The following is an 18374-nucleotide window of genomic DNA, read 5'->3' as shown; positions in this document are numbered from 1 at the left end:
GTCAGCGCGTGCCCCAGTTGTAGAGGTCTTTGTAGAGACCGGCGTAGAGCATGCTCTCGGTGTGGGTGATGCCGGGGATGGTGCGGATGCGGGTCGCGATGAGGTCGATCAGGTGCTCGTCGTTCTCGCACACGGCCTCGACGAGGATGTCGAACGTGCCGAGGGTGACGACGACGTACGCCAGTTCGGGGATCCGGGTGAGCTCTTCGGCGATCTCGCGCGGATCGCCGGAGACGCGGATGCCGATCATCGACATGCGGTGGAAGCCGAGCTGCATCGGGTCGGTGACCGCGACGATCTGGATGATGCCGGCGTCGGTCATCCGCTGCACGCGCTGGCGCGCGGCTGCCTCGCTGAGCCCGACCTCGCGGGCGATCTCGGCGTAGGGGCGGCGGCCGTCTTCCTGCAGCAACTCGACGATGCGCTTCGAGATGTCATCAAGGGCAGGCTGGGAAGACTTCGTACTCATGTGTCGATATTGTCAGCCTGACCATGATCCTGCAACCGATTCAGTCGTTTCATACTGCCAGATCTTCAGATTCCGTACCATTGCGGCTACGATGACGCCATGCCCAGTCATCTTCTGAAGAACTCCGCGCCGTTGCAGAACTTCATCGGCGGCCGCTTCGTCCCCGCGAACGGTGCGGAGCGGATGCCGCTCCTCGATCCTGTCACCGAAGAGACGTACGGGGAACTCCCGGTGTCGGACGTCAGCGACGTCGATGCCGCCTACGCCGCGGCATCCGCCGCCTTCCCGATCTGGCGCGACACCACGCCCGGCGATCGGCAGCTGGCCCTGTTCCGCATCGCCGACGAGATGGAGTCGCGGGCGGAGGAGTTCGCCGACCTGGAATCGCAGGACACGGGCAAGCCGCGTGCGAGCCTGGTAGCGGACGAGATCATGCAGTCGGTCGACCAGCTGCGCTTCTTCGCGGGTGCCGCGCGCAGTCTCGAGGGCAGGGCGGCGGGGGAGTACCTCGCCGGGCACACCTCGTTCGTGCGGCGCGAGCCCGTCGGCGTGATCGGTCAGGTGACGCCGTGGAACTACCCGCTCAACATGGCGGTGTGGAAGATCGCCCCCGCGCTCGCCGCCGGCAACACGGTCGTGCTCAAGCCCGCGGAGTCCACGCCGCTCACCACGCTGCTGCTTGCCGAGATCGTCGCGCTGCACACTCCCGCAGGCACGCTCAACGTCGTGCTCGGCGACCGGGACACCGGCGTCGCTCTGGTCGAGCACCCGACGCCGCAGATGGTGGCGATCACCGGTTCCGTGCGGGCCGGTATGGCCGTGGCCCGCTCAGCGGCGAACGACGTCAAGCGGGTGCACCTCGAGCTGGGTGGCAAGGCTCCGGCGATCGTGTTCTCGGATGCATCGATCGAGAAGGCCGTCGAGGGCATCATCACGGGTGCCTTCTTCAACGGCGGCCAGGACTGCACCGCGGCCACGCGGGTGCTGGTGCACGCCTCACGGCACCACGAGCTGATCGCGGCGCTGGTCGCCCGGTCGAAGACGCACGCCCGCACCGGCGGTCCGCACGAGGAGGGCGTGCTGTACGGGCCCCTGAGCAGTGCGGCGCAGCTCGCGCAGGTGCAGGGCTTCATCGACCGCCTGCCCGCGCATGCGACGATCGAGACCGGCGGGCGCCGTCAGGGCGATCGGGGGTACTTCTGGGAGCCCACGATCGTGTCGGGGGTGCGCCAGGACGACGAGGTCGTGCAAGGTGAGGTCTTCGGACCCGTGCTCACCGTGCAGGCGTTCAGCGAGGACGACGAGGCTCTGCAGATGGCGAACGACGTGCCCTATGCGCTCGCCGCGTCGGTGTGGACCACCGATCACGCCCGGGCGATGCGGTTCTCCCGTGACCTCGACTTCGGCTGCGTGTGGATCAACACCCACATCCCGTTCGTGTCGGACATGCCGCATGGCGGGTTCAAGCATTCCGGCTACGGCAAGGACCTCTCGCAGTACGGGTTCGACGACTACACCCGCATCAAGCACGTGATGAGTGCGCTCGACTGAGGCGGGTCTACGGGCCTGCGGTTTGCGGATCTGCGGTCTGCAGTTTGCAGTTTGCGGATCTGCGGGTCTGCAGTTTGCAGTTTGCGGATTTGCGGTCTGCGGTCTGCGGTCTGCGGATCTCGTCCGGCGTGCGCGGTCAGGCGGAGAGCAGCTTCACGCGGCGATGCTCGCGAAGGGTGAGCTGGGGGCGTTCCTCGATCTTGATCGCTCCGTCTTCGCCCCAGCCGTGGCGTGCGTAGAACGCATCGGCGCGTGCGTTGCCGTCGAGAACCCACAGGTAGGCGCGGTCGTGGCCGGCCTCGGCGATCCGCTCTTCGGCGGCTCCCAGCAGGGCGTGACCTGCGCCCGTGGACCAGGCGGAGGGATCGGCGTAGATGCCGTACACCTCGCCGTCGGCGAGCCCATCGGGGTCGCGTCCTGAGCCGAGGGACGCCCAGCCGACGATGCGGTCGTCGCGAACCGCGACGAGGGTGCCGAGGCTCGTCGGCAGCGGCTCGGCGACGTTGCGCCGCCAGCTCGCAGCTCGCTCATCGATGGAGAGACCGTCGAGAACATCCTGGTCGATGAGCCCGCGATAGGCGACCTGCCACGAGCGCACGTGCACGCGGGCGATGTCGTCGGCGTCTTCCGTGCGGGCGTCGCGGATCTCCAGCGGGCTCATCCATCCACCCTACGGTGACTGCAGAGAGCGGGCGCGTCAGTCGGCGTCGATCAGCTCACTTTCTTCTTGAGCCACGGCAGCGGGTCGACGGGGACCGTGTTGATGTGGACCTCGAAGTGCAGGCAGGAGCCGAACACGTAGCCGGTCGATCCGACGTCGCCGATGTACTGGCCCTCTTCGACGCAGTCCCCGACCTCGACCGCACGGCTTCCGTAGGTCATGTGCGAGTAGACCGTGCTCACGGCCTGCCCGTCGACGATGCTCTCGATCTGGATGGTCACGCCGTAGCCCTGGTAGCTCTCGGTGGAGCGGGAGACGCAGCCCTTCATCGCTGCGTTGATCGGCGTGCCGACGGGGGCGGCGAAGTCCTGGCCGAGGTGCGATCGGCCAGGGCGCGAGGCGCCGAAGCCGTCGGTGAACGAGTACGTCCCGTCAGCCATCGGCATCACGATGCGTCCGGCGAGGGGGATGTCCATCGCGCTTCCGAGCGGCATGCCGGCAGCGACCGCGGCGGCGACGGCGCGGGAGCGGGTTTCTTTGATCTCCTCGGGCGTCGTCGCGGAGAAGTTGCCGCGTGGGTCGATCACGGCGCGGATCTCGGACTTCGCCGTGTAGGACTGCCCGGTGCCGTCGGCGGTGGTGGAGACGTTGGAGCTGGCGGCAGCGGCCGGGCCACCAGCGGGGTTGAGTGCGGGAAGCGCTGCTCCGGTGATCATCACACCGATCGCCAGCGTGGCGCCGAGCGCCTTGGTCTTCGCCCACTGACGCTTCTGCCGGCGAGCCTCGCCTCGAGAGGCGGGCCCGTTCTTCGGTGATGTCTTCGGGGTCAGGTGGCGGGGGCGCAGGCGAGGATCCCAGGAGCGGGGCTCACGGGTGGCGCGTGGTTGTGGCTGCTCGCGAGGTGCAGCGGCGTCGGGCGCGGTGACGGCGGCGGGTGCTTCAGGCGCGGCCTCGGGTGCGGCGGCAGTGTCTGTTGCGGTTGCGGTTGCGGCTGCGGGGGCGGCGGTGGCTGCGGGAGCGGCGGTGGCTGCGGGAGCGGCGGCCGGCCTTGCGTCTGCGGGGGCGGCCTCGGCGTCTGCCGCGCGAACGAATGCGGGAGCGGTGACGGCGCGGGCGGCTGCCAGCGCTGCGTCCGCAGCAGCCGGGTTTGCTGCGGACGTTGCCGTGGGTGCCGGAGTGGCATCGGCGGCGTTCGTCGGATGGGGACTCTGCGCAGCGGCGGGAACGGAGCGCCGTCGGTCACGCCGCAAAAGCGGTCGTGTCGAGTCGGGGACTTCGGTGGGAGCTTCCGAGGCGTCGTGAGCGCGCTCGGGTGGCAGGGAATTCGTGACGGGATCCTTCCGGGAGGGCTGGCTTGCGCGGCGGTCGATCCCCCCGGATGCCACCGTTACCGATCTGTAATTTAATCGGCGAAACCGCGAGCGTCAAATCGAGGGAGATGCATCGACAGTCATATCGGTGGTCTGCGCTCCCTCTCGTGGGCTTCCTCGTGGGTGGTGTCGATGTGCATGTACCGATCCTGCCTCTGGTGTCGGACCTTCGGGAGGCGCGACGTCACGCCCCGCCAGAGGTGTGGAGAGATGGACTTGGTGCCTCATTCGTGGAGGGCGAGTGGAGTTCACGCGTGTTCTGGAATATCGATCTGATCTGGGCTTATCCGGGTGGAAATGTCGGTGGCCCCGAGTTGACTGGGCGCATGAACAACCCCGGGGAAGTGCTCGAACAGGTCGTGATCGACCTGGATGCCGTGTTGCGCTCTGACGCGGTGGCGGGGATGTCCGATGCGGTGAAGATGGACCTGCTGCGCGTGGCGGGTGAGGTACAGCGGCGGGTGGAGGCCGTGGTCGTGGAGACGGTCGCGTCTGTCGATGCGCGTCCGGCCGGATCGGGTGAGACCGGTTTTTGCGGAAAGTTCGGATGCCGGACGATGGGCGAGTTGCTGCAGCGAGTGCTGCGCACGGACGGGTCCGGTGCGGGGCGGGTGGTGAAGGCGGCGGCGGTCATGCGGCGGGAGGTGGAGCTGTCGTCGGGGGCCCGGTTGCCGGCGCGGTGGCCCGAACTACGGGCGGCACTGCTCGACGGAGTGGTCGGGGTCGCGGGAGTGTTGGCGGCGACCGGCCCGGTGGAACAGGCCGGCCTCCGGGTCGGGACGACACACCGGCTGCTCGCGGACGGGGAGTTGGCGGCGTACGCACGGGGGATCCCGGTTGCAGGTGCGGGAGCAGAAGACTCTCCAGGAGGGGATTCCGGTGGGGGTGTCGAGGGCGGCACCGCGCCGGTGGCGACGCCGGAGGATCTGAGGATTCTGGCGCAGGTGATCGTGCAGTACCTCGACCCCGATGGCGCGGAACCCGCGGATGACGTCGCGATGCGGGCACGCGGGGTCGTGCTCGGCCGGGCGAAAGACGGGGTGATCCCTATCCGGGGTGGGCTGCTGCCCGAAGTCGCGGGACAGTTGCAGCGGATCTTCGACGCGTACCTGAACCCGAAAGTCGACAGACCGCTCCTGCCCGGGGTCGTGTTCCGTCCTACGGCAGAGTCCGAACCTCGTGGCATTGAGCCCGCAGGTATCGACGACCCTCGGGGTATGGACGACGGTGTGTTGCCGTCGGGTGATCCGGGCAGACTGGTCGACCCCCGGTCACGGGCGCAGAAGCAGCATGACACCCTTGCCGCGGTCCTGGGTATCGCCGCCCGCCACGATGACATGCCCCGCCTCGGTGGTGCTGCCCCCACCCTGGTCGTGACCGTCGCCGCCGACGACTACGCCACCGGGCGCGGATGGGCCCAGATCGACGGCATCGACACCCCCGTCCCCATCCGGGTCGCCGCTCACACCGCCTGCGCAGGCAACATCCAACGCGTGCTGTTCGACCCGCACGGGCGCATCATCGGCATCCACGCCACCGACCGGATCTTCACCGCCCACCAACGCCGTGCGATCGCCCTCCGCGACGCCGAGTGCCTCATCCCCGGCTGTCATGTCCCCGCCACGTGGTGCGAAATCCACCACGTCCAAGAACACGCCCGAGGCGGGCCCACCCACACCGACAACGGCGTCGCGCTCTGCTGGCACCACCACCGCACCCTCACCACCAGCGGATGGGACATCCGCATGCACCACGGCGTCCCGCACATCCGCGGCCCCGCCTGGTGGGACCCGGCCCGGCAGTGGCGCACGCGGCGACCCCGAGGTGCTCGTCGACGAGGGCACGCCGGCGGTCGTTCGACATCGCTCAGAGCGTGAGCCCTCGCCGTCGGGCCGCCTCGTGCCGTGCCGTGCCGAGTCAAGCCGTGCCGAGTCAAGCCGAGTCCGAAGCCGAGTCCGAGACCGAAGCCGCGACCGGGCCGTGTACCGCAACCGCAAGGAATCGGTGCGAAGCCTCGACTGGTGCGACGCGATGTGGCATGCTGGCGGGCACTGCGCCCGGCTCTGACGCCTGGTGCCGCAAGCGAAACGAGAGGCGACTCCGGAACACCTATGTCCAGACCACTCGCGGGACCGCAGGGCCTGCTACGCACGCTCAACGGCCGCGCGATCCTGGAGGCCCTCGCACGCAGCGGGCCGCAGACCCGCTCGGAGCTGATGTCCACCACCGGGCTGTCGCGCACCGCGGTGACGCAGGTGCTGCGGATGCTCGAGAACGCCGGAGCCGTCGCGCCCGCGGGGGTCGATCGTGACACGAGGGGCCCCGCCGCCGGACGTGTGGCGTTGCACCCGCGCCTCGGATTCGCCGCCGCCGTGCACGTCGATCACCATGCGGCTCATGTCGTGCTCGTCGATGCGAACGGAATCGTGCGAGCGGAACAGCACGCCCCCTTCTCCGAAGCGGAGGACCGCGTTGCCCGCATCGTCGCACTCGTCGAGTCGTGTCGTCGATCGCTGAAGGCCGCGAAAGGGGCTGTCCACCTCGCGGTCGTCGGCGTTCCCGGCATCGTCACGGCCGACGGGGGCATCCGTGACGACCTCGGCCCCGACGGCGGCGCTTTCCGCGCGACACTGGCCGCCGCACTCGACTGTCCCGTCCGCATCGAGAACGATGTCAACCTCGCGGCCCTCGCCGAGCTGTCAGCCGGTGTGGGAGGGGCTCTCGCCAGCTTCGCGCTGCTGCTCCTCGACGACGGCCTCGGAGCCGGCATCGTGATCGACGGCGCGCTGCACCGTGGATTCTCCGGCGTCGCCGGTGAGGTCATGTATCTGCCGCAGACACCCATCCCGATCGGTGCACCCCTGGTGGGCGACGCAGTGGTCGGTGACCTCGCGCTCGGCGTCGGTCGCGATGCAGCGGCGTCACTCGCCGATCATCTGGAGGCCGCGGTCCGCGGCGACGATGCGGCACTCCAGATCATCGCGGAGGTCGCCCGTCGCATCGTCCTCGTCGCCGGCAGCGTGGGGCTCGTGCTCGATCCGGAGGCGTTCATCCTCAGCGGCGCTGCGGCTCATCCGGCACTCGTCGCCGCCATCGAGCGCATCGCCGAAGAATACGAGGCGCAGCTCCCGCTGCGGTTCCTCGTCTCCTCCTTCGGTCCCGAGGCTCCGCTCATCGGCGCCGTCGACGAAGCGGCGGCCGCGCTCCGCAGCGACCTCTTCGCCCGCATCCTCGCGCCCGCCCCCAAGGGCACCCGCTGAACACCACCCCGCCCGAACAACACCACCCCGCACGAACAACACCACCCGCCCGAGCATCGCCGCTCGAATCGCCCGACAGGACTCCCCGATGACCGCACCCTCCGACCTCGCCGACCGTCTCGGTCTCGCCCCCGGTGCGCGGGCGATCATCCTCAACGCGGACGACTTCGGCATGTGCCATGCGGCGAATACGGCCATCGTCGATCTGCTCACCGCCGGCCGCATCGACTCGACAACCGTGATGGTGCCCTGCTCGTGGTCGCCCGAGGCGCTCGCGTTCGCGGCCGCCCGCACCGACCTCGACATCGGAGTGCATCTCGTGCTCACCAGCGAATGGGCCCGGTACCGGTGGCGTCCGCTCACCGGTACCGCCACGAGTCTCGTCGATGATGCGGGCTTCTTCCCGACCGATGTCCTGTCGGTCGAACAGAACGCCTCCGATGACGACGTCGCCGCCGAGCTCGCGGCCCAGCTGCAGGCTGCGCTCGATGCCGGGGCGGATGTGACGCACCTCGACAACCACATGGGCTCGGTCTACGGCCTCGTGACCGGCCGCGACTTCCTCCGTCCGGTGTTCGAGCTCGCCGCACGGCACGGGCTCCCGTTCCGGCTGCCCCGCAGCATGGACGGGGTGGGGGAGGGCTCCGTCCTTCAGGCTCAGCTCGACGGCGCGGCAGCGGCCGCCGATGCGTTCGGCGTCGAGATCATCGACCGGCTCTGGTCGCATCCGTTCGAGCTGCTCCGCGAAGGCACGCCGGACGAGGAGACGTACGAGCAGATGTGCGACGGTTTCATCGCGCTGTTGCGGGCGGTCCCGGCCGGCGTCACCGAGATCTACCTGCATCCGATGGTCGACGACGACGAGCTCCGCGCGGCCGTGGACTTCAGTGCGACGAAGCGCGGCTACGAACTGCGACTGCTGAGCGATCCCGCCGTACAGCAGGCCATCGAGGATGAGGCGCTCGTACGCATCGGCTGGCGGGACCTGCGCGATCTGCAACGAGGACGCGATCTGCTGCGGGGAGAGGTGCGGTGACCTCTCTGGGCGATCGGGTGCGCGACCGACGTCTGGACGCGGCCCCGACCAGAGGGCAGACGATCGCGTTCGGAGCCTCGGGCTTCCCGACGCAGCTGATGGCGCAGACCTTCTCGGCGTTCGTCGTCTACTTCTACGTCTCGCACCTCGCGGTGCCGGCGGCGTGGGTGGCGGTCGCGATGATCGCCCACGGCATCCTCAATGCGGTGCTGAACCCCGTCGTCGGCACGCTCTCCGATCGATTGCGCACCCGGTGGGGGCGGCGGATCCCGTGGATCGGCCTCGGCATCGTGCCGCTCGTCGTCGCGTTCGCGCTGGTCTGGATGCCGCCGGAGCTCCCCGTCGCCGGACTCATCGTGTGGTTCCTGGTCGTCGTCGCCGTGTACGACGTGGCCTTCGTGGTCGTGGTGCTCAACATCTCGGCCCTGTTCCCCGAGATCTTCCGCACCACCGAGGAGCGTGCCCGGGGCAACGTGCCGCGACAGATCTTCGCGATCCTCGGTATGGTCCTCGGCACTGCCGGCGCCCCTGCCCTGTACAGCGCGATCGGATGGCCCGGCATGGCGCTGGTGCTCGGCGCCGTCTGCCTGGTGCTGCTGGTGTGGTCGTTCTTCGGCGGGATGATCGAGCGCCGGGTGCCGGATGTGGAGTCGACGGCATCGTCGGATGCGATGAGTTGGGGGGATCAGCTGAAGTACACCTTCCGCAACCGTGCCTTCGTTCCGTACGTGCTCGGATCCCTGTTCGTGCAGACCTCGATCGCGGTGATCCTCGCCGCGATCCCGTTCTACGTGCGGTACTCCCTGCATGCGCCGGAGGGCGAGGGGAGCATCCTGCTCGGCGCCATCTTCGTCACCGCGATCCCCTCGATCGTGCTGTGGAGCGCGGTCGTCCGTCGCACCTCACCGCGTACCGCGGTGCTGTGGAGCGTCGCGGTGTTCGGTGTCGCCGTGCTCGGCTACCTCGCGCCGTCGAGCGTGCTCGGCGCCGCTCTGGTCGGTGTCGCGGTCGGAGTGGGCGTCGGCGGCCTGCTGCAGTTGCTCGAGGTCATGCTCGCGCAGATCATCGACGAGGATGCGGGGCGCACGGGTCACCGTCGTGAAGGCGCTTACTTCGGGGTCAACGGCTTCGTGGTGCGCGGCTCCGTGGTGCTGCAGGCGATCGTCGCCGCTGTCGTGCTGACCGCCTCCGGCTTCGATGCCACCCTCGGCGACGCGCAGCCCGACGGCGTCGACGGTGGCATCCGACTGATGCTCGCCGTGATCCCGCTCGGTTTCACCGCGCTCGCCTGGCTCTGCTTCTGGGCGTACCCGATCCGCTCCCGCGACCTCTGACCGCTAGGGTCGAGCGGCCCGCCGTGCTTCCCACCCCGTGCGCACCATCTCGTCGACCGAGTACCGCATGGTCCAGTCGAGGTCGCGTGCCGCGAGCTCTCCCGTCGCCACGATGCGGTCGGGGTCTCCGGGGCGCCGTGGCCCGATCTCTGGTGTGAAGTCGATGCCGGTCACGCGCGCGACGGCATCCATGATCTGCTTCACGCTGAGTCCGTCACCCGAGCCGAGGTTGTACGCGGATTCGATCGGGCGTCCTCCGGACAGGCGCAGGGCCGCGGCGGCGTGGGCGGCCGCGATGTCGCCGACGTGCACGTAGTCGCGCACGTTCGTCCCGTCTTCGGTGTCGTAGTCGTCGCCGTTGATGCGGGGGGTCGTGCCCGCCAGCAGCGCCTCGAACACGATCGGGAAGAGGTTGTGCGGGCTGACGTCGTAGACCGTCGGGTCGGCGGAGCCCACCACGTTGAAGTAGCGCAGGGAGGTGTGACGCAGCGGCCGTTCGGAGTCCGCTGTCGCGATCGCCTGATCGCGCAGCAGCCATTCTCCGATGAGCTTCGACTCCCCGTAGGGGCTGGCCGGCTTCTTGGCGGTGTCCTCGACGACGAGCGCGACGTCAGGAGTGCCGAACACCGCGGCGGAGGAGGAGAACACGATGTTCGAGACCCCTGCGGCCTCCATCGCCTCGAGGATCACCCGTGTGCCCTCGACGTTCTGCGCGTAGGTGTGCAGGGGGCGTTGCACCGAGACTCCGGCGTACTTGAAACCGGCGACGTGGATCACGCCTTCGGCCTCGTGGTCGCGCAGCGTCTTCTCGACGAGCTCGCGGTCGAGGATGCTGCCCTGCACGAACGTCACGCCCTCGGGCACGAACGCCGCGACTCCGCTGGACAGGTCATCGAGCACGACCGGGGTGAGTCCGGCATCAGCGAGGGCGCGCACGACGTGGGCGCCGATGTAGCCGGCGCCTCCGGTGACGATCCAGGACATTGTCTTCCTCTCCTGCCGCGGAGTCGTCGCGGCCCGATGGATCATTCTGTCAGGCGTCGCGGCGGGGGCCGGCGGACGGGGTGACCGTGAACAGCAAGGGCGTCGCGAACCGCGACGCTGCGAAGGCCGCGGTCACGGCATCCGACACCGACGCGACGGCATCCTGCTCGACCAGTGCGATGGCAGCCCCGCCGAATCCGCCACCGGTCATCCGGGCGCCCAGGGCACCGGCGGCCAGCGCGGTTTCGACCGCGGCGTCGAGCTCGGGGGTCGAGATCTCGAAGTCGTCGCGCATCGATGCGTGCGAGGCGACCAGGAGGTCGCCGATGGCTCGTACGCCCTGTTCGCGCAGCACCTGCACCGTGTCGAGCACGCGCTGGTTCTCGGTGACGATGTGGCGCACGCGACGGAAGGTGACGTCGTCCATCAGCTCCTGCGCACGCGGCAGGTCGCCGACCGAGACGTCGCGCAGCGCAGGCACGCCCATGATCGATGCGCCGAGCTCGCACGACGCGCGTCGTTCCCGATAGCCGCCCGTGGAGTGGGCGTGCTTCACCCGCGTGTCGATCACGAGGATCGCGAGACCCGCCTCGGCGACCCCGAGTGGCACGAGCCGGGTCTCCAGCGACCGGCAGTCGAGGAAGATCGCGGTGTCGGGCCGACCGAGCATCGACGCCATCTGGTCCATGATCCCGGTGGGAGCGCCGACGGCTTCGTTCTCGGCCCGTCGTCCGATGCGGGCGAGGGACGTGCCGTCGAACCCGGTCTTCCACAGCTCGTTCAGCGCGGATGACGTCGCCCCCTCGATCGCGGCCGAGGACGAGAGCCCCGCGCCCACGGGCACGTCGGAGGCGATGGCGATGTCGATCCCCCCGAACGGTCCGCGATCGGGTGCGGCCTGGCGCAGCGCCCAGGCGACCCCGAGCGGGTAGGCGGCCCACTCCGGGACGGCCGGTTGCGACCCGGGTGCGGTGGGGAAGAGCCGGTCGAGCTCGTCGAGGCGGACCTCGACCGGCTCGTCGGCGAATGTGGAGCCGACCAGCACGCGGCCGCGGTCGTCGTCGCGCCGGCCGACTGCGGCGACCGTGCGCTGCGGGATCGCGAAAGGCAGCACGAACCCGTCGTTGTAGTCGGTGTGCTCCCCGATGAGGTTCACGCGTCCAGGCGCCGACCAGAGTCCATCCGGTTCGCGGCCGGTGAGCCGGGTGAAGAGGGCGCTGGCGTCGTCGTGTGCGGCGTTCATGCGGTCGCTCCGGGGACGGTCCGGTTGTGCGATGCGCGTTCGATCGCTTCGCGAAGGCGGGCGGCCCCGACCTCCGGCGGCACTTCGGCTGCCCACGCCCACATCGCGGCCTCGGAGCCGGCGAGGAACTTCAGCTTGTCGGCAGCACGGCGCGGGCTCGTCAGCTGCAGGTGCAGTCGCACGGTGTCGCGACCGACGTGCACGGGTGCCTGATGCCAGGCCGCGATGTACGGGGTCGGGGAGTCGTAGAGGGCGTCGACGCCGCGCAGCAGCTGCAGATACAACGGGGCGAGCTCGTCGCGCTCGGCCTCGGTGGTCTCGGCGAAGTCGGGCACGTGGCGGTGCGGCATCAGGTGCACTTCGAGCGGCCAGCGCGCGGCGAACGGCACGAAGGCCGTCCAGTGCTCGCCGCGGAACACGACGCGCTCCGACGCCTGCTCGGACTCGAGGATGCGCTGGAACAGGTCCGGCGCCGTTCGGTCGATCGACTCCAGCACGCGCGTGGTGCGCGGGGTCACATACGGGTAGGCGTAGATCTGCCCGTGCGGGTGCGGCAGGGTCACACCGATCGCCTCGCCGCGGTTCTCGAACGGGAAGATCTGCTCGATTCCGGGCAGCTGCGAGAGCACAGCCGTGCGGTCGGCCCATGCCTCGATCACGGTGCGGGCGCGGGTGACGGTCTGCGTGCCGAAGGATCCGGCGTGCTCGGGGCTGAAGCAGACGACCTCGCAGCGTCCGACGGAGGTGCGCGTGCGGCCGAGGCCCAGGGCGGCGAGATCGTCGAGCCCGCGCGGAGCGTTCGACGCCTGGGGTGCGGTGCCCGTCGCTGCAGCCAGGGCGGGCCCGAACGCGGGCGAGCGGTTCTCGAACACGGCGACGTCGTAGCGCGAGGGCACCTCGGACGGATTGCCCGGTGTCTGCGGGGCCAGGGGGTCGGCGTCGGCGCCGGGCATCATCACGCGGTTCTGCCGGTTCGCGGCGACCGTGATCCAGTCACCGGTGAGCACGTCGAGACGCATCGTCGCGGTCTCCGGACGGGGGTCGAGGACGCGCGCGTCGACGGCTCGATCGGCGCCGAGCGCGGTGCCAGGGTCGTCGTAGTAGATGAGGTCGCGGCCGTCGGCGAGGGTGGTGGCGCGTCTGACGACGCCGGCGCCGAGCGTCTCGGTGCGCAACTCAGGAAGATCATCCGTGTTCACGTCAACATGGTACGCACAACGCCGTGATAACGTCAACATGACGGAGTTGTGCACCGGTGACTCCGGCAAGAGGTCGTACCGGCAGACACGACCGACTCAGTGGATGGAGGATGCGGGTGGGGCACAGCGGACACGACCGTGCCGAGGGAGTGAAGGCCGAGCGGCAGCGCGTGTCGTCCGGACGGGTGTCGATGGCCATGGTCGCCTCTCGTGCCGGTGTCTCGGGGCAGACCGTCTCGCGCGTCGTCAACGCCAGCCCGCGCGTCGACCCCGACACCCGTGCCCGCGTCGAGCGGGCGATGGCCGAGCTCGGCTACCGGCCCCACCGCGCGGCCCGGGCCCTGCGCACCGGACGCTCGCAGACGATCGGACTCGTCGTCACCACCCTGGCCACGGTCGGCAACTCACGAATGCTGCAGGCCACGGCCGAAGCCGCCGCGGAACGGGGGTACGCGGTGACTCTCGTGACCGCGACCCGGGGTGTCGCGGAGGCATTCGATCGGCTCGCGGAGCAGGAGGTCGACGGTGCGATCGTCCTGAACGAAGCATCCGCCCTGATCTCCGACGCGCAGCGGCCGACCGGGCTGCGGCTCGTGGTCGTCGACGCTCCGCGCGAGGACGGGGTCACGTCCGTCCACAGCGACCACGCGGGCGGTGCAGCCGCTGCCACGCGTCTGCTTCTCGCCCTGGGGAACGGCGCCGTCCATCACCTCGCCGGCCCAGCCGACTCCTTCGCGGCGGCCGAGCGGGAACGCGGATGGCGGGAGACGCTCCTCACTGCCGGTATCCGTCCGCCCGCCGTCGTCCGCGGCGACTGGGGCGCCGACTCGGGGTATGCGGCGGGTCCGGCGCTGCGCGCGGCATCCGCCGTCTTCTGCGCCAACGATCAGATGGCGCTCGGGCTGCTGCGGGCTCTGTCCGAATCCGGCCGTCGGGTGCCGGAAGACGTCGGCGTCATCGGTTTCGATGATGTGCCGGACGCGGCGAACTACCGCCCGCCGCTGACCACGATCCGACAGGACTTCGCCGCCCTCGCGCAGCGTGCGGTCTCGGCTCTGGTGGACGCGATCGAAGGGGCTCCCGAGCGGGGCGAGGCCTCCGTCGTCCCGACCGTCCTCGTCGAACGTGCGAGCACGGCGTCGCGCTGAGGCGCCGACGGCATCACGTCACGTTTCGACTCGACGAACCGTGTGGGCACGCCGTGAGAAGTAGGCTCTGGGCATGACACAGCCCGCATCGTCTGCGGAGCGCCCGCGCTGTCCGCTCGCATTCGTCGTGCACGCCGTCACCCCGGGAATCGCGCAGTGACCCGGGTCGTGCTGGCGCCCGACAGCTTCAAGGGAACGATCACGGCGGCGGATGCCGCGACGGCCCTCGCCGACGGCTGGGCGAGCATCGACCCCACCGCCGAGTTCGTGCATCGGCCGATGGCGGACGGCGGCGAGGGAACGGTGGCCGCGTTCGAGGCGGCGGTTCCGGGTGCCGAGCGGATGCCGTTGACGGTCGACGGGCCTGCCGGGGTGCGGATCGACACCTTCTGGTTGCGGCTTCCGCCGACGGACGACGCCCCGGCGGGCACGGCCGTCGTCGACCTCGGTTCGACCTCCGGCATCGAGCTGCTGCACGAGCTGCGCCCCTGGGATGCCGATACGACCGGCCTCGGGCAGGCGCTGGCAGCCGCCCTCGACCACGGCGTCTCGCGTCTGGTCGTCGGCATCGGCTCCAGCGCGTCCACCGACGGCGGCACCGGGATGCTCGCAGCCCTCGGGGCGCGCTTCCTCGATGCCGCCGGTGCGCCGGTCCCCCGGGGTGCGCGCGGGCTCGACGCCATCGCATCAGTCGATCGGAGCGCGCTGCGTCCGGCACCCGAGGTGCGCGTGCTCACCGACGTCACCAATCCGCTCACCGGCCCACGCGGTGCCGCCGCGGTGTTCGGTCCGCAGAAGGGGCTGCGCTCGGCAGAGGACATCGCTGTCGTCGATGCCGGCCTCGATCGCCTCGCCGAGCTGCTCGGCATCGATGCTGCGGGCGAGGGAAACGGGGCAGCAGGAGGCACGGGCGCCGCACTCGTGGCTTGGGGAGGTGTGCTCGCCCCCGGCGCCGCCGAGGTGGCCGAACTCATCGGCCTCGCCGGCGCGATCGCCGACGCCGACGTGGTCATCACGGGCGAGGGTTCCTACGACGGGCAGTCCGGCGACGGCAAGGTGCCGTCGTTCCTCGCCGCGCTCGCCGCAGACGCGGGTGCCGACGCGATGCTCGCCGCCGGTCGGATCACCGCGGATGCCGACGCGTCGTTGTTCGCGGCCGCCGCATCCCTCACCGATCTCGCCGGGGCGGCAGATGCGGCGCTCGCCGAACCCGCGCGCTGGCTGCGGGCGGCCGGTGCGGTGCTGGCGGGTGCGTGGCAGTCTCGTGCCGCGCAGTCCCGTGCCGTGTCCTGACCGTCGGTCCCCCGACCGTCGGTCCTCCGACCGCCGGTCCTCCGACCGCCGGTCCTCCGACCGGCGGCCCTCCCACCGTCGGTCAGAGCTCGTTCAGCCGCCCAGCGCGGCGGAGACCACGGCGCGGGCCTCGGCCTGCACCTCGGCGAGGTGCTCAGGGCCGCGCAGGCTCTCGGCGTAGAGCTTGTAGACGTCTTCGGTGCCCGACGGGCGGGCGGCGAACCAGGCGTGCTCGGTCTGCACCTTGAGCCCCCCGATCGCCGCGCCGTTGCCGGGTGCGTGCGAGAGCTTCGCCGTGATGTCTTCGCCGGCGAGCGTGGTGGCCGTCACGGTCTCGGGCGCGAGCTTGCCGAGGGTGGCCTTCTGTTCCGGTGTCGCCGGTGCGTCCACGCGCTGGTAGGCGGAGGCGCCGAAAGCGGTCTCCAGCTCGCGATACCGCTCCGAGGGGGTCTTGCCGGTGACGGCGATGATCTCGGCGGCCAGCAGGCACAGCAGGATTCCGTCCTTGTCGGTCGACCAGACCGAGCCGTCCTTGCGGAGGAACGATGCACCGGCCGATTCCTCGCCGCCGAACGCGACCGAACCGTCGAGCAGCCCGGGGACGAACCACTTGAATCCGACCGGCACCTCCAGCAGGTGCCGCCCGAGCGACTCGGCGACGCGGTCGATGATCATCGATGACACGAGCGTCTTGCCGATCGCGGCGTCGCGCGGCCAACTTTCACGGTGCGAGAACAGGTAGTCGATGGCGACCGCGAGGTAGTGGTTCGGGTTCATCAGTCCGGCATCCGGGGTCACGATGCCGTGCCGGTCGGCGTCGGCGTCGTTCCCGGTGAGCACGTCGTAGGAGCCCTTCTTCGCGACCAGGGATGCCATGGCCGACGGCGAAGACGGATCCATCCGGATCTTCTCGTCCCAGTCCAGCGTCATGAAGCGCCACGTCGGATCGACCTCGGGGTTGACGACGGTGAGGTCGAGGTCGTGCATCTCGGCGATGAGCGCCCAGTACTCGACGGATGCTCCGCCCAGCGGATCGGCGCCGATGCTGACCCCGGCGCTGCGGATGGCGTCGATGTCGATGATAGACGGAAGATCGCGCACGTAGGCGTCGCGGAAGTCGTAGCCGGTGAGGGCATCCCAGTCGATGTCGGCGAAGCGCTCGAGCTTCACGCCGTCGAGTCCGGCGGCGATGAGGGCGTTCGCGCGGTCGGCGATCCAGCCCGTGGCGTCGGTGTCGGCGGGTCCGCCGTGCGGCGGGTTGTACTTGAAGCCACCGTCGCGCGGAGGGTTGTGCGAGGGGGTGACGACGATGCCGTCCGCGCGACTCGGGTCGTCGGCCGCCTTGCCGCGGTTGTAGGTGAGGATCGCGTGGCTGAGCGCCGGAGTGGGCACCCACGAGTCGCGGGAGTCGACCCGCACATCGATGCCGTTCGCGAGCAGCACCTCGATCGCGCTGCGCTCGGCTGGCAGCGACAGCGCGTGCGTGTCGCGACCGAGGAAGAGCGGGCCGGTGATGCCCTGCGCGTCGCGGTAGTCCACGATCGCCTGCGTCGTGGCGAGGATGTGGTTCTCGTTGAAACTGTTCGACAGCGAGGAACCGCGATGACCGCTGGTGCCGAACACGACGCGTTCGGCGGGAACCTCGGGGTTCGGCGTGCGGTCGTAGTAGGCGGCGATCAGTTCGTCGACGTCGATCAGGTCACTTTCCTCCGCGGGGAGGCCGGCACGGCTGGTCATCCCCTCAGTCTGCCCCCTGATCGGCGGGACCGCATCCGAGAAGTCACCCGGAAGAGCGCTCTGCCCGCCGAGGGCTAAGGTGAAACCCGTGACTGAACGCCGCACCTACAGCTATCTCGGCCCTGCCGGAACCTTCACGGAGGCGGCGCTCGACCAGGTGGCCGAGGCTCGCGGCCAGAACTGGCGCCCCGTGCACAACGTGGGCGAGGCTCTGGCCGACGTGCTCGAGGGCCGGAGCGACGCCGCGATGATCGCGATCGAGAACTCGATCGAGGGCGGTGTCTCCACCACGCAGGACGCCCTGGCCACGCTCCCAGGGCTCCGCATCATCGGCGAGTACCTGGTGCGGGTGAACTTCGTGCTCGTCGCTCCCCGGGGCACGACGCTGGACCAGGTCGAGGTGATCGCGGCGCATCCGGTCGCCTACGCCCAGTGCCATGGCTGGCTCGGCGCGCACCTGCCGTCGCACTCGCACGTCCCCGCGTCGAGCAACGTCGCCTCCGCGATCGGCGTCCTCGACGGCACGCTGCCCGCACAGGCGGCCATCGCGGCCCCCGGCATCGTGAACCACTACGACGTCGACGTGCTGGCTGACGGCATCGGCGACAACGCGCAGGCCGTCACCCGCTTCGTGCTGGTCACCCGCACGACCCGGTCGCCCGAGCCGACCGGTGCCGACAAGACCTCGCTGATCGTCGAGCTCCCGCACGACCACCCTGGTTCGCTCCTCGAGATGCTCGAGCAGTTCTCGACCCGCGGCATCAACCTGTCGCTCATCGAGTCGCGGCCGATCGGCGATGAGCTCGGCCGCTACCGGTTCGTGATCGACGCCGATGGGCACATCGAGCACGAGCGCATGGCCGACGCGCTGCTGGGCATCCGCCGGTTCAGCCCTCGCGTGGTCTTCCTCGGGTCGTACCCGCGGGCGGACCGGCAGATCGTGCAGTACCCCGACCGCTACTCCGACGACGTGTTCGTCGAGGCGCGCGACTGGCTGCGCGGCATCCTCTCCGGCGAACCCGAAGCCTGACGGCATCCGCCCCGCCGCCCAGCGCGACCGGGCGGATGCCGTGGTTCAGTGCGGTGGTT

At 70.1% G+C, this 18374-nt stretch carries 15 protein-coding genes; 8 read left to right on the top strand and 7 right to left on the bottom strand.

Annotated elements, in window-relative coordinates; genetic code table 11:
• Nucleotide 1: 1 nt before the first annotated feature.
• Nucleotides 2-469, bottom strand: coding sequence for an Lrp/AsnC family transcriptional regulator (locus tag ACIQLD_RS09215; protein WP_402607609.1), 468 nt, complete (start codon nucleotides 467-469; stop codon nucleotides 2-4).
• 99 nt (nucleotides 470-568) lie between these two features.
• Between ACIQLD_RS09215 and ACIQLD_RS09210 the strand changes: the two genes are divergently transcribed.
• Entirely contained in the window at nucleotides 569-2020 is a 1452-nt protein-coding gene (locus ACIQLD_RS09210) for a gamma-aminobutyraldehyde dehydrogenase (protein WP_402607606.1), read from the top strand.
• A gap of 136 nt (nucleotides 2021-2156) precedes the next feature.
• Here the strand turns inward: ACIQLD_RS09210 and ACIQLD_RS09205 are convergent, their stop codons facing one another.
• Both ACIQLD_RS09205 and ACIQLD_RS09200 read right to left on the bottom strand, forming a co-directional pair.
• The gene (locus tag ACIQLD_RS09205; RefSeq protein ID WP_402607604.1) at nucleotides 2157-2681 is read right to left on the bottom strand and encodes a GNAT family N-acetyltransferase; all 525 of its coding nucleotides are present in this window, start codon (nucleotides 2679-2681) and stop codon (nucleotides 2157-2159) included.
• A 50-nt stretch (nucleotides 2682-2731) separates the two neighbouring features.
• Nucleotides 2732-3931 (bottom strand): M23 family metallopeptidase, encoded by a 1200-nt coding sequence (locus ACIQLD_RS09200; RefSeq protein ID WP_402607601.1) that lies wholly within the window; start codon nucleotides 3929-3931, stop codon nucleotides 2732-2734.
• A 446-nt stretch (nucleotides 3932-4377) separates the two neighbouring features.
• Between ACIQLD_RS09200 and ACIQLD_RS09195 the strand changes: the two genes are divergently transcribed.
• The 4 genes from ACIQLD_RS09195 to ACIQLD_RS09180 all read left to right on the top strand — a co-directional run bounded on the left by ACIQLD_RS09195 (nucleotide 4378) and on the right by ACIQLD_RS09180 (nucleotide 9681).
• A complete protein-coding gene (locus ACIQLD_RS09195; protein ID WP_402607598.1) occupies nucleotides 4378-5928 on the top strand; it encodes a DUF222 domain-containing protein in 1551 nt (516 codons plus the stop codon).
• A gap of 234 nt (nucleotides 5929-6162) precedes the next feature.
• The gene (locus ACIQLD_RS09190; RefSeq protein WP_402607596.1) at nucleotides 6163-7311 is read left to right on the top strand and encodes an ROK family protein; all 1149 of its coding nucleotides are present in this window, start codon (nucleotides 6163-6165) and stop codon (nucleotides 7309-7311) included.
• 88 nt (nucleotides 7312-7399) lie between these two features.
• Nucleotides 7400-8347: a polysaccharide deacetylase family protein gene (locus ACIQLD_RS09185; protein ID WP_402607593.1), complete on the top strand. Its 948-nt coding sequence runs from the start codon at nucleotides 7400-7402 to the stop codon at nucleotides 8345-8347.
• On the top strand, nucleotides 8344-9681 hold the full coding sequence (locus ACIQLD_RS09180) for an MFS transporter (RefSeq protein WP_402607590.1): 1338 nt from the start codon (nucleotides 8344-8346) through the stop codon (nucleotides 9679-9681). Before ACIQLD_RS09185 ends, ACIQLD_RS09180 begins: the two co-directional genes overlap by 4 nt.
• 3 nt (nucleotides 9682-9684) lie before the next feature.
• Here ACIQLD_RS09180 and galE read toward each other — a convergent pair whose 3' ends face one another.
• Genes galE through galT form a run of 3 tightly spaced genes read right to left on the bottom strand, consistent with a single transcriptional unit; the run spans nucleotide 9685 to nucleotide 13107 of the window.
• A complete protein-coding gene (gene galE / locus ACIQLD_RS09175; protein ID WP_402607587.1) occupies nucleotides 9685-10665 on the bottom strand; it encodes a UDP-glucose 4-epimerase GalE in 981 nt (326 codons plus the stop codon).
• Nucleotides 10666-10714: 49 nt separating this feature from the next.
• Entirely contained in the window at nucleotides 10715-11908 is a 1194-nt protein-coding gene (gene galK, locus ACIQLD_RS09170) for a galactokinase (RefSeq protein WP_402607584.1), read from the bottom strand.
• On the bottom strand, nucleotides 11905-13107 hold the full coding sequence (gene galT / locus ACIQLD_RS09165) for a galactose-1-phosphate uridylyltransferase (RefSeq protein ID WP_402607581.1): 1203 nt from the start codon (nucleotides 13105-13107) through the stop codon (nucleotides 11905-11907). Before galT ends, galK begins: the two co-directional genes overlap by 4 nt.
• 191 nt (nucleotides 13108-13298) lie before the next feature.
• Between galT and ACIQLD_RS09160 the strand changes: the two genes are divergently transcribed.
• Nucleotides 13299-14255, top strand: a complete 957-nt coding sequence (locus ACIQLD_RS09160; protein WP_402608508.1) for a LacI family DNA-binding transcriptional regulator — start codon at nucleotides 13299-13301, stop codon at nucleotides 14253-14255.
• A gap of 156 nt (nucleotides 14256-14411) precedes the next feature.
• On the top strand, nucleotides 14412-15548 hold the full coding sequence (locus tag ACIQLD_RS09155) for a glycerate kinase (protein WP_402607578.1): 1137 nt from the start codon (nucleotides 14412-14414) through the stop codon (nucleotides 15546-15548).
• Between the two features lie 93 nt (nucleotides 15549-15641).
• Here the strand turns inward: ACIQLD_RS09155 and pgm are convergent, their stop codons facing one another.
• Nucleotides 15642-17285, bottom strand: coding sequence for a phosphoglucomutase (alpha-D-glucose-1,6-bisphosphate-dependent) (gene pgm, locus ACIQLD_RS09150; RefSeq protein ID WP_402607576.1), 1644 nt, complete (start codon nucleotides 17283-17285; stop codon nucleotides 15642-15644).
• Between the two features lie 79 nt (nucleotides 17286-17364).
• Between pgm and pheA the strand changes: the two genes are divergently transcribed.
• The gene (gene pheA, locus ACIQLD_RS09145; RefSeq protein ID WP_402607573.1) at nucleotides 17365-18315 is read left to right on the top strand and encodes a prephenate dehydratase; all 951 of its coding nucleotides are present in this window, start codon (nucleotides 17365-17367) and stop codon (nucleotides 18313-18315) included.
• Nucleotides 18316-18374 lie beyond the last annotated feature (59 nt).

The sequence above is a fragment of the Microbacterium sp. NPDC091662 genome (genome assembly GCF_044756705.1).
In the GTDB taxonomy this organism is placed as follows: domain Bacteria; phylum Actinomycetota; class Actinomycetes; order Actinomycetales; family Microbacteriaceae; genus Microbacterium.
The sequence above is the reverse complement of the archived record's forward strand: the minus strand, read 5'-3'. Positions and strand labels throughout refer to the sequence as shown.

What these genes read in the sequence shown, in the direction of transcription:
- ACIQLD_RS09215 (WP_402607609.1), bottom strand. Translation starts at nt 469, where the DNA reads ATGAGTACGAAGTCTTCCCAGCCTGCCCTTGATGACATCTCGAAGCGC.
- ACIQLD_RS09210 (WP_402607606.1), top strand. Translation starts at nt 569, where the DNA reads ATGCCCAGTCATCTTCTGAAGAACTCCGCGCCGTTGCAGAACTTCATC.
- ACIQLD_RS09205 (WP_402607604.1), bottom strand. Translation starts at nt 2,681, where the DNA reads ATGAGCCCGCTGGAGATCCGCGACGCCCGCACGGAAGACGCCGACGAC.
- ACIQLD_RS09195 (WP_402607598.1), top strand. Translation starts at nt 4,378, where the DNA reads ATGAACAACCCCGGGGAAGTGCTCGAACAGGTCGTGATCGACCTGGAT.
- ACIQLD_RS09190 (WP_402607596.1), top strand. Translation starts at nt 6,163, where the DNA reads ATGTCCAGACCACTCGCGGGACCGCAGGGCCTGCTACGCACGCTCAAC.
- ACIQLD_RS09185 (WP_402607593.1), top strand. Translation starts at nt 7,400, where the DNA reads ATGACCGCACCCTCCGACCTCGCCGACCGTCTCGGTCTCGCCCCCGGT.
- galE (WP_402607587.1), bottom strand. Translation starts at nt 10,665, where the DNA reads ATGTCCTGGATCGTCACCGGAGGCGCCGGCTACATCGGCGCCCACGTC.
- galK (WP_402607584.1), bottom strand. Translation starts at nt 11,908, where the DNA reads ATGAACGCCGCACACGACGACGCCAGCGCCCTCTTCACCCGGCTCACC.
- ACIQLD_RS09160 (WP_402608508.1), top strand. Translation starts at nt 13,299, where the DNA reads ATGGCCATGGTCGCCTCTCGTGCCGGTGTCTCGGGGCAGACCGTCTCG.
- pgm (WP_402607576.1), bottom strand. Translation starts at nt 17,285, where the DNA reads ATGACCAGCCGTGCCGGCCTCCCCGCGGAGGAAAGTGACCTGATCGAC.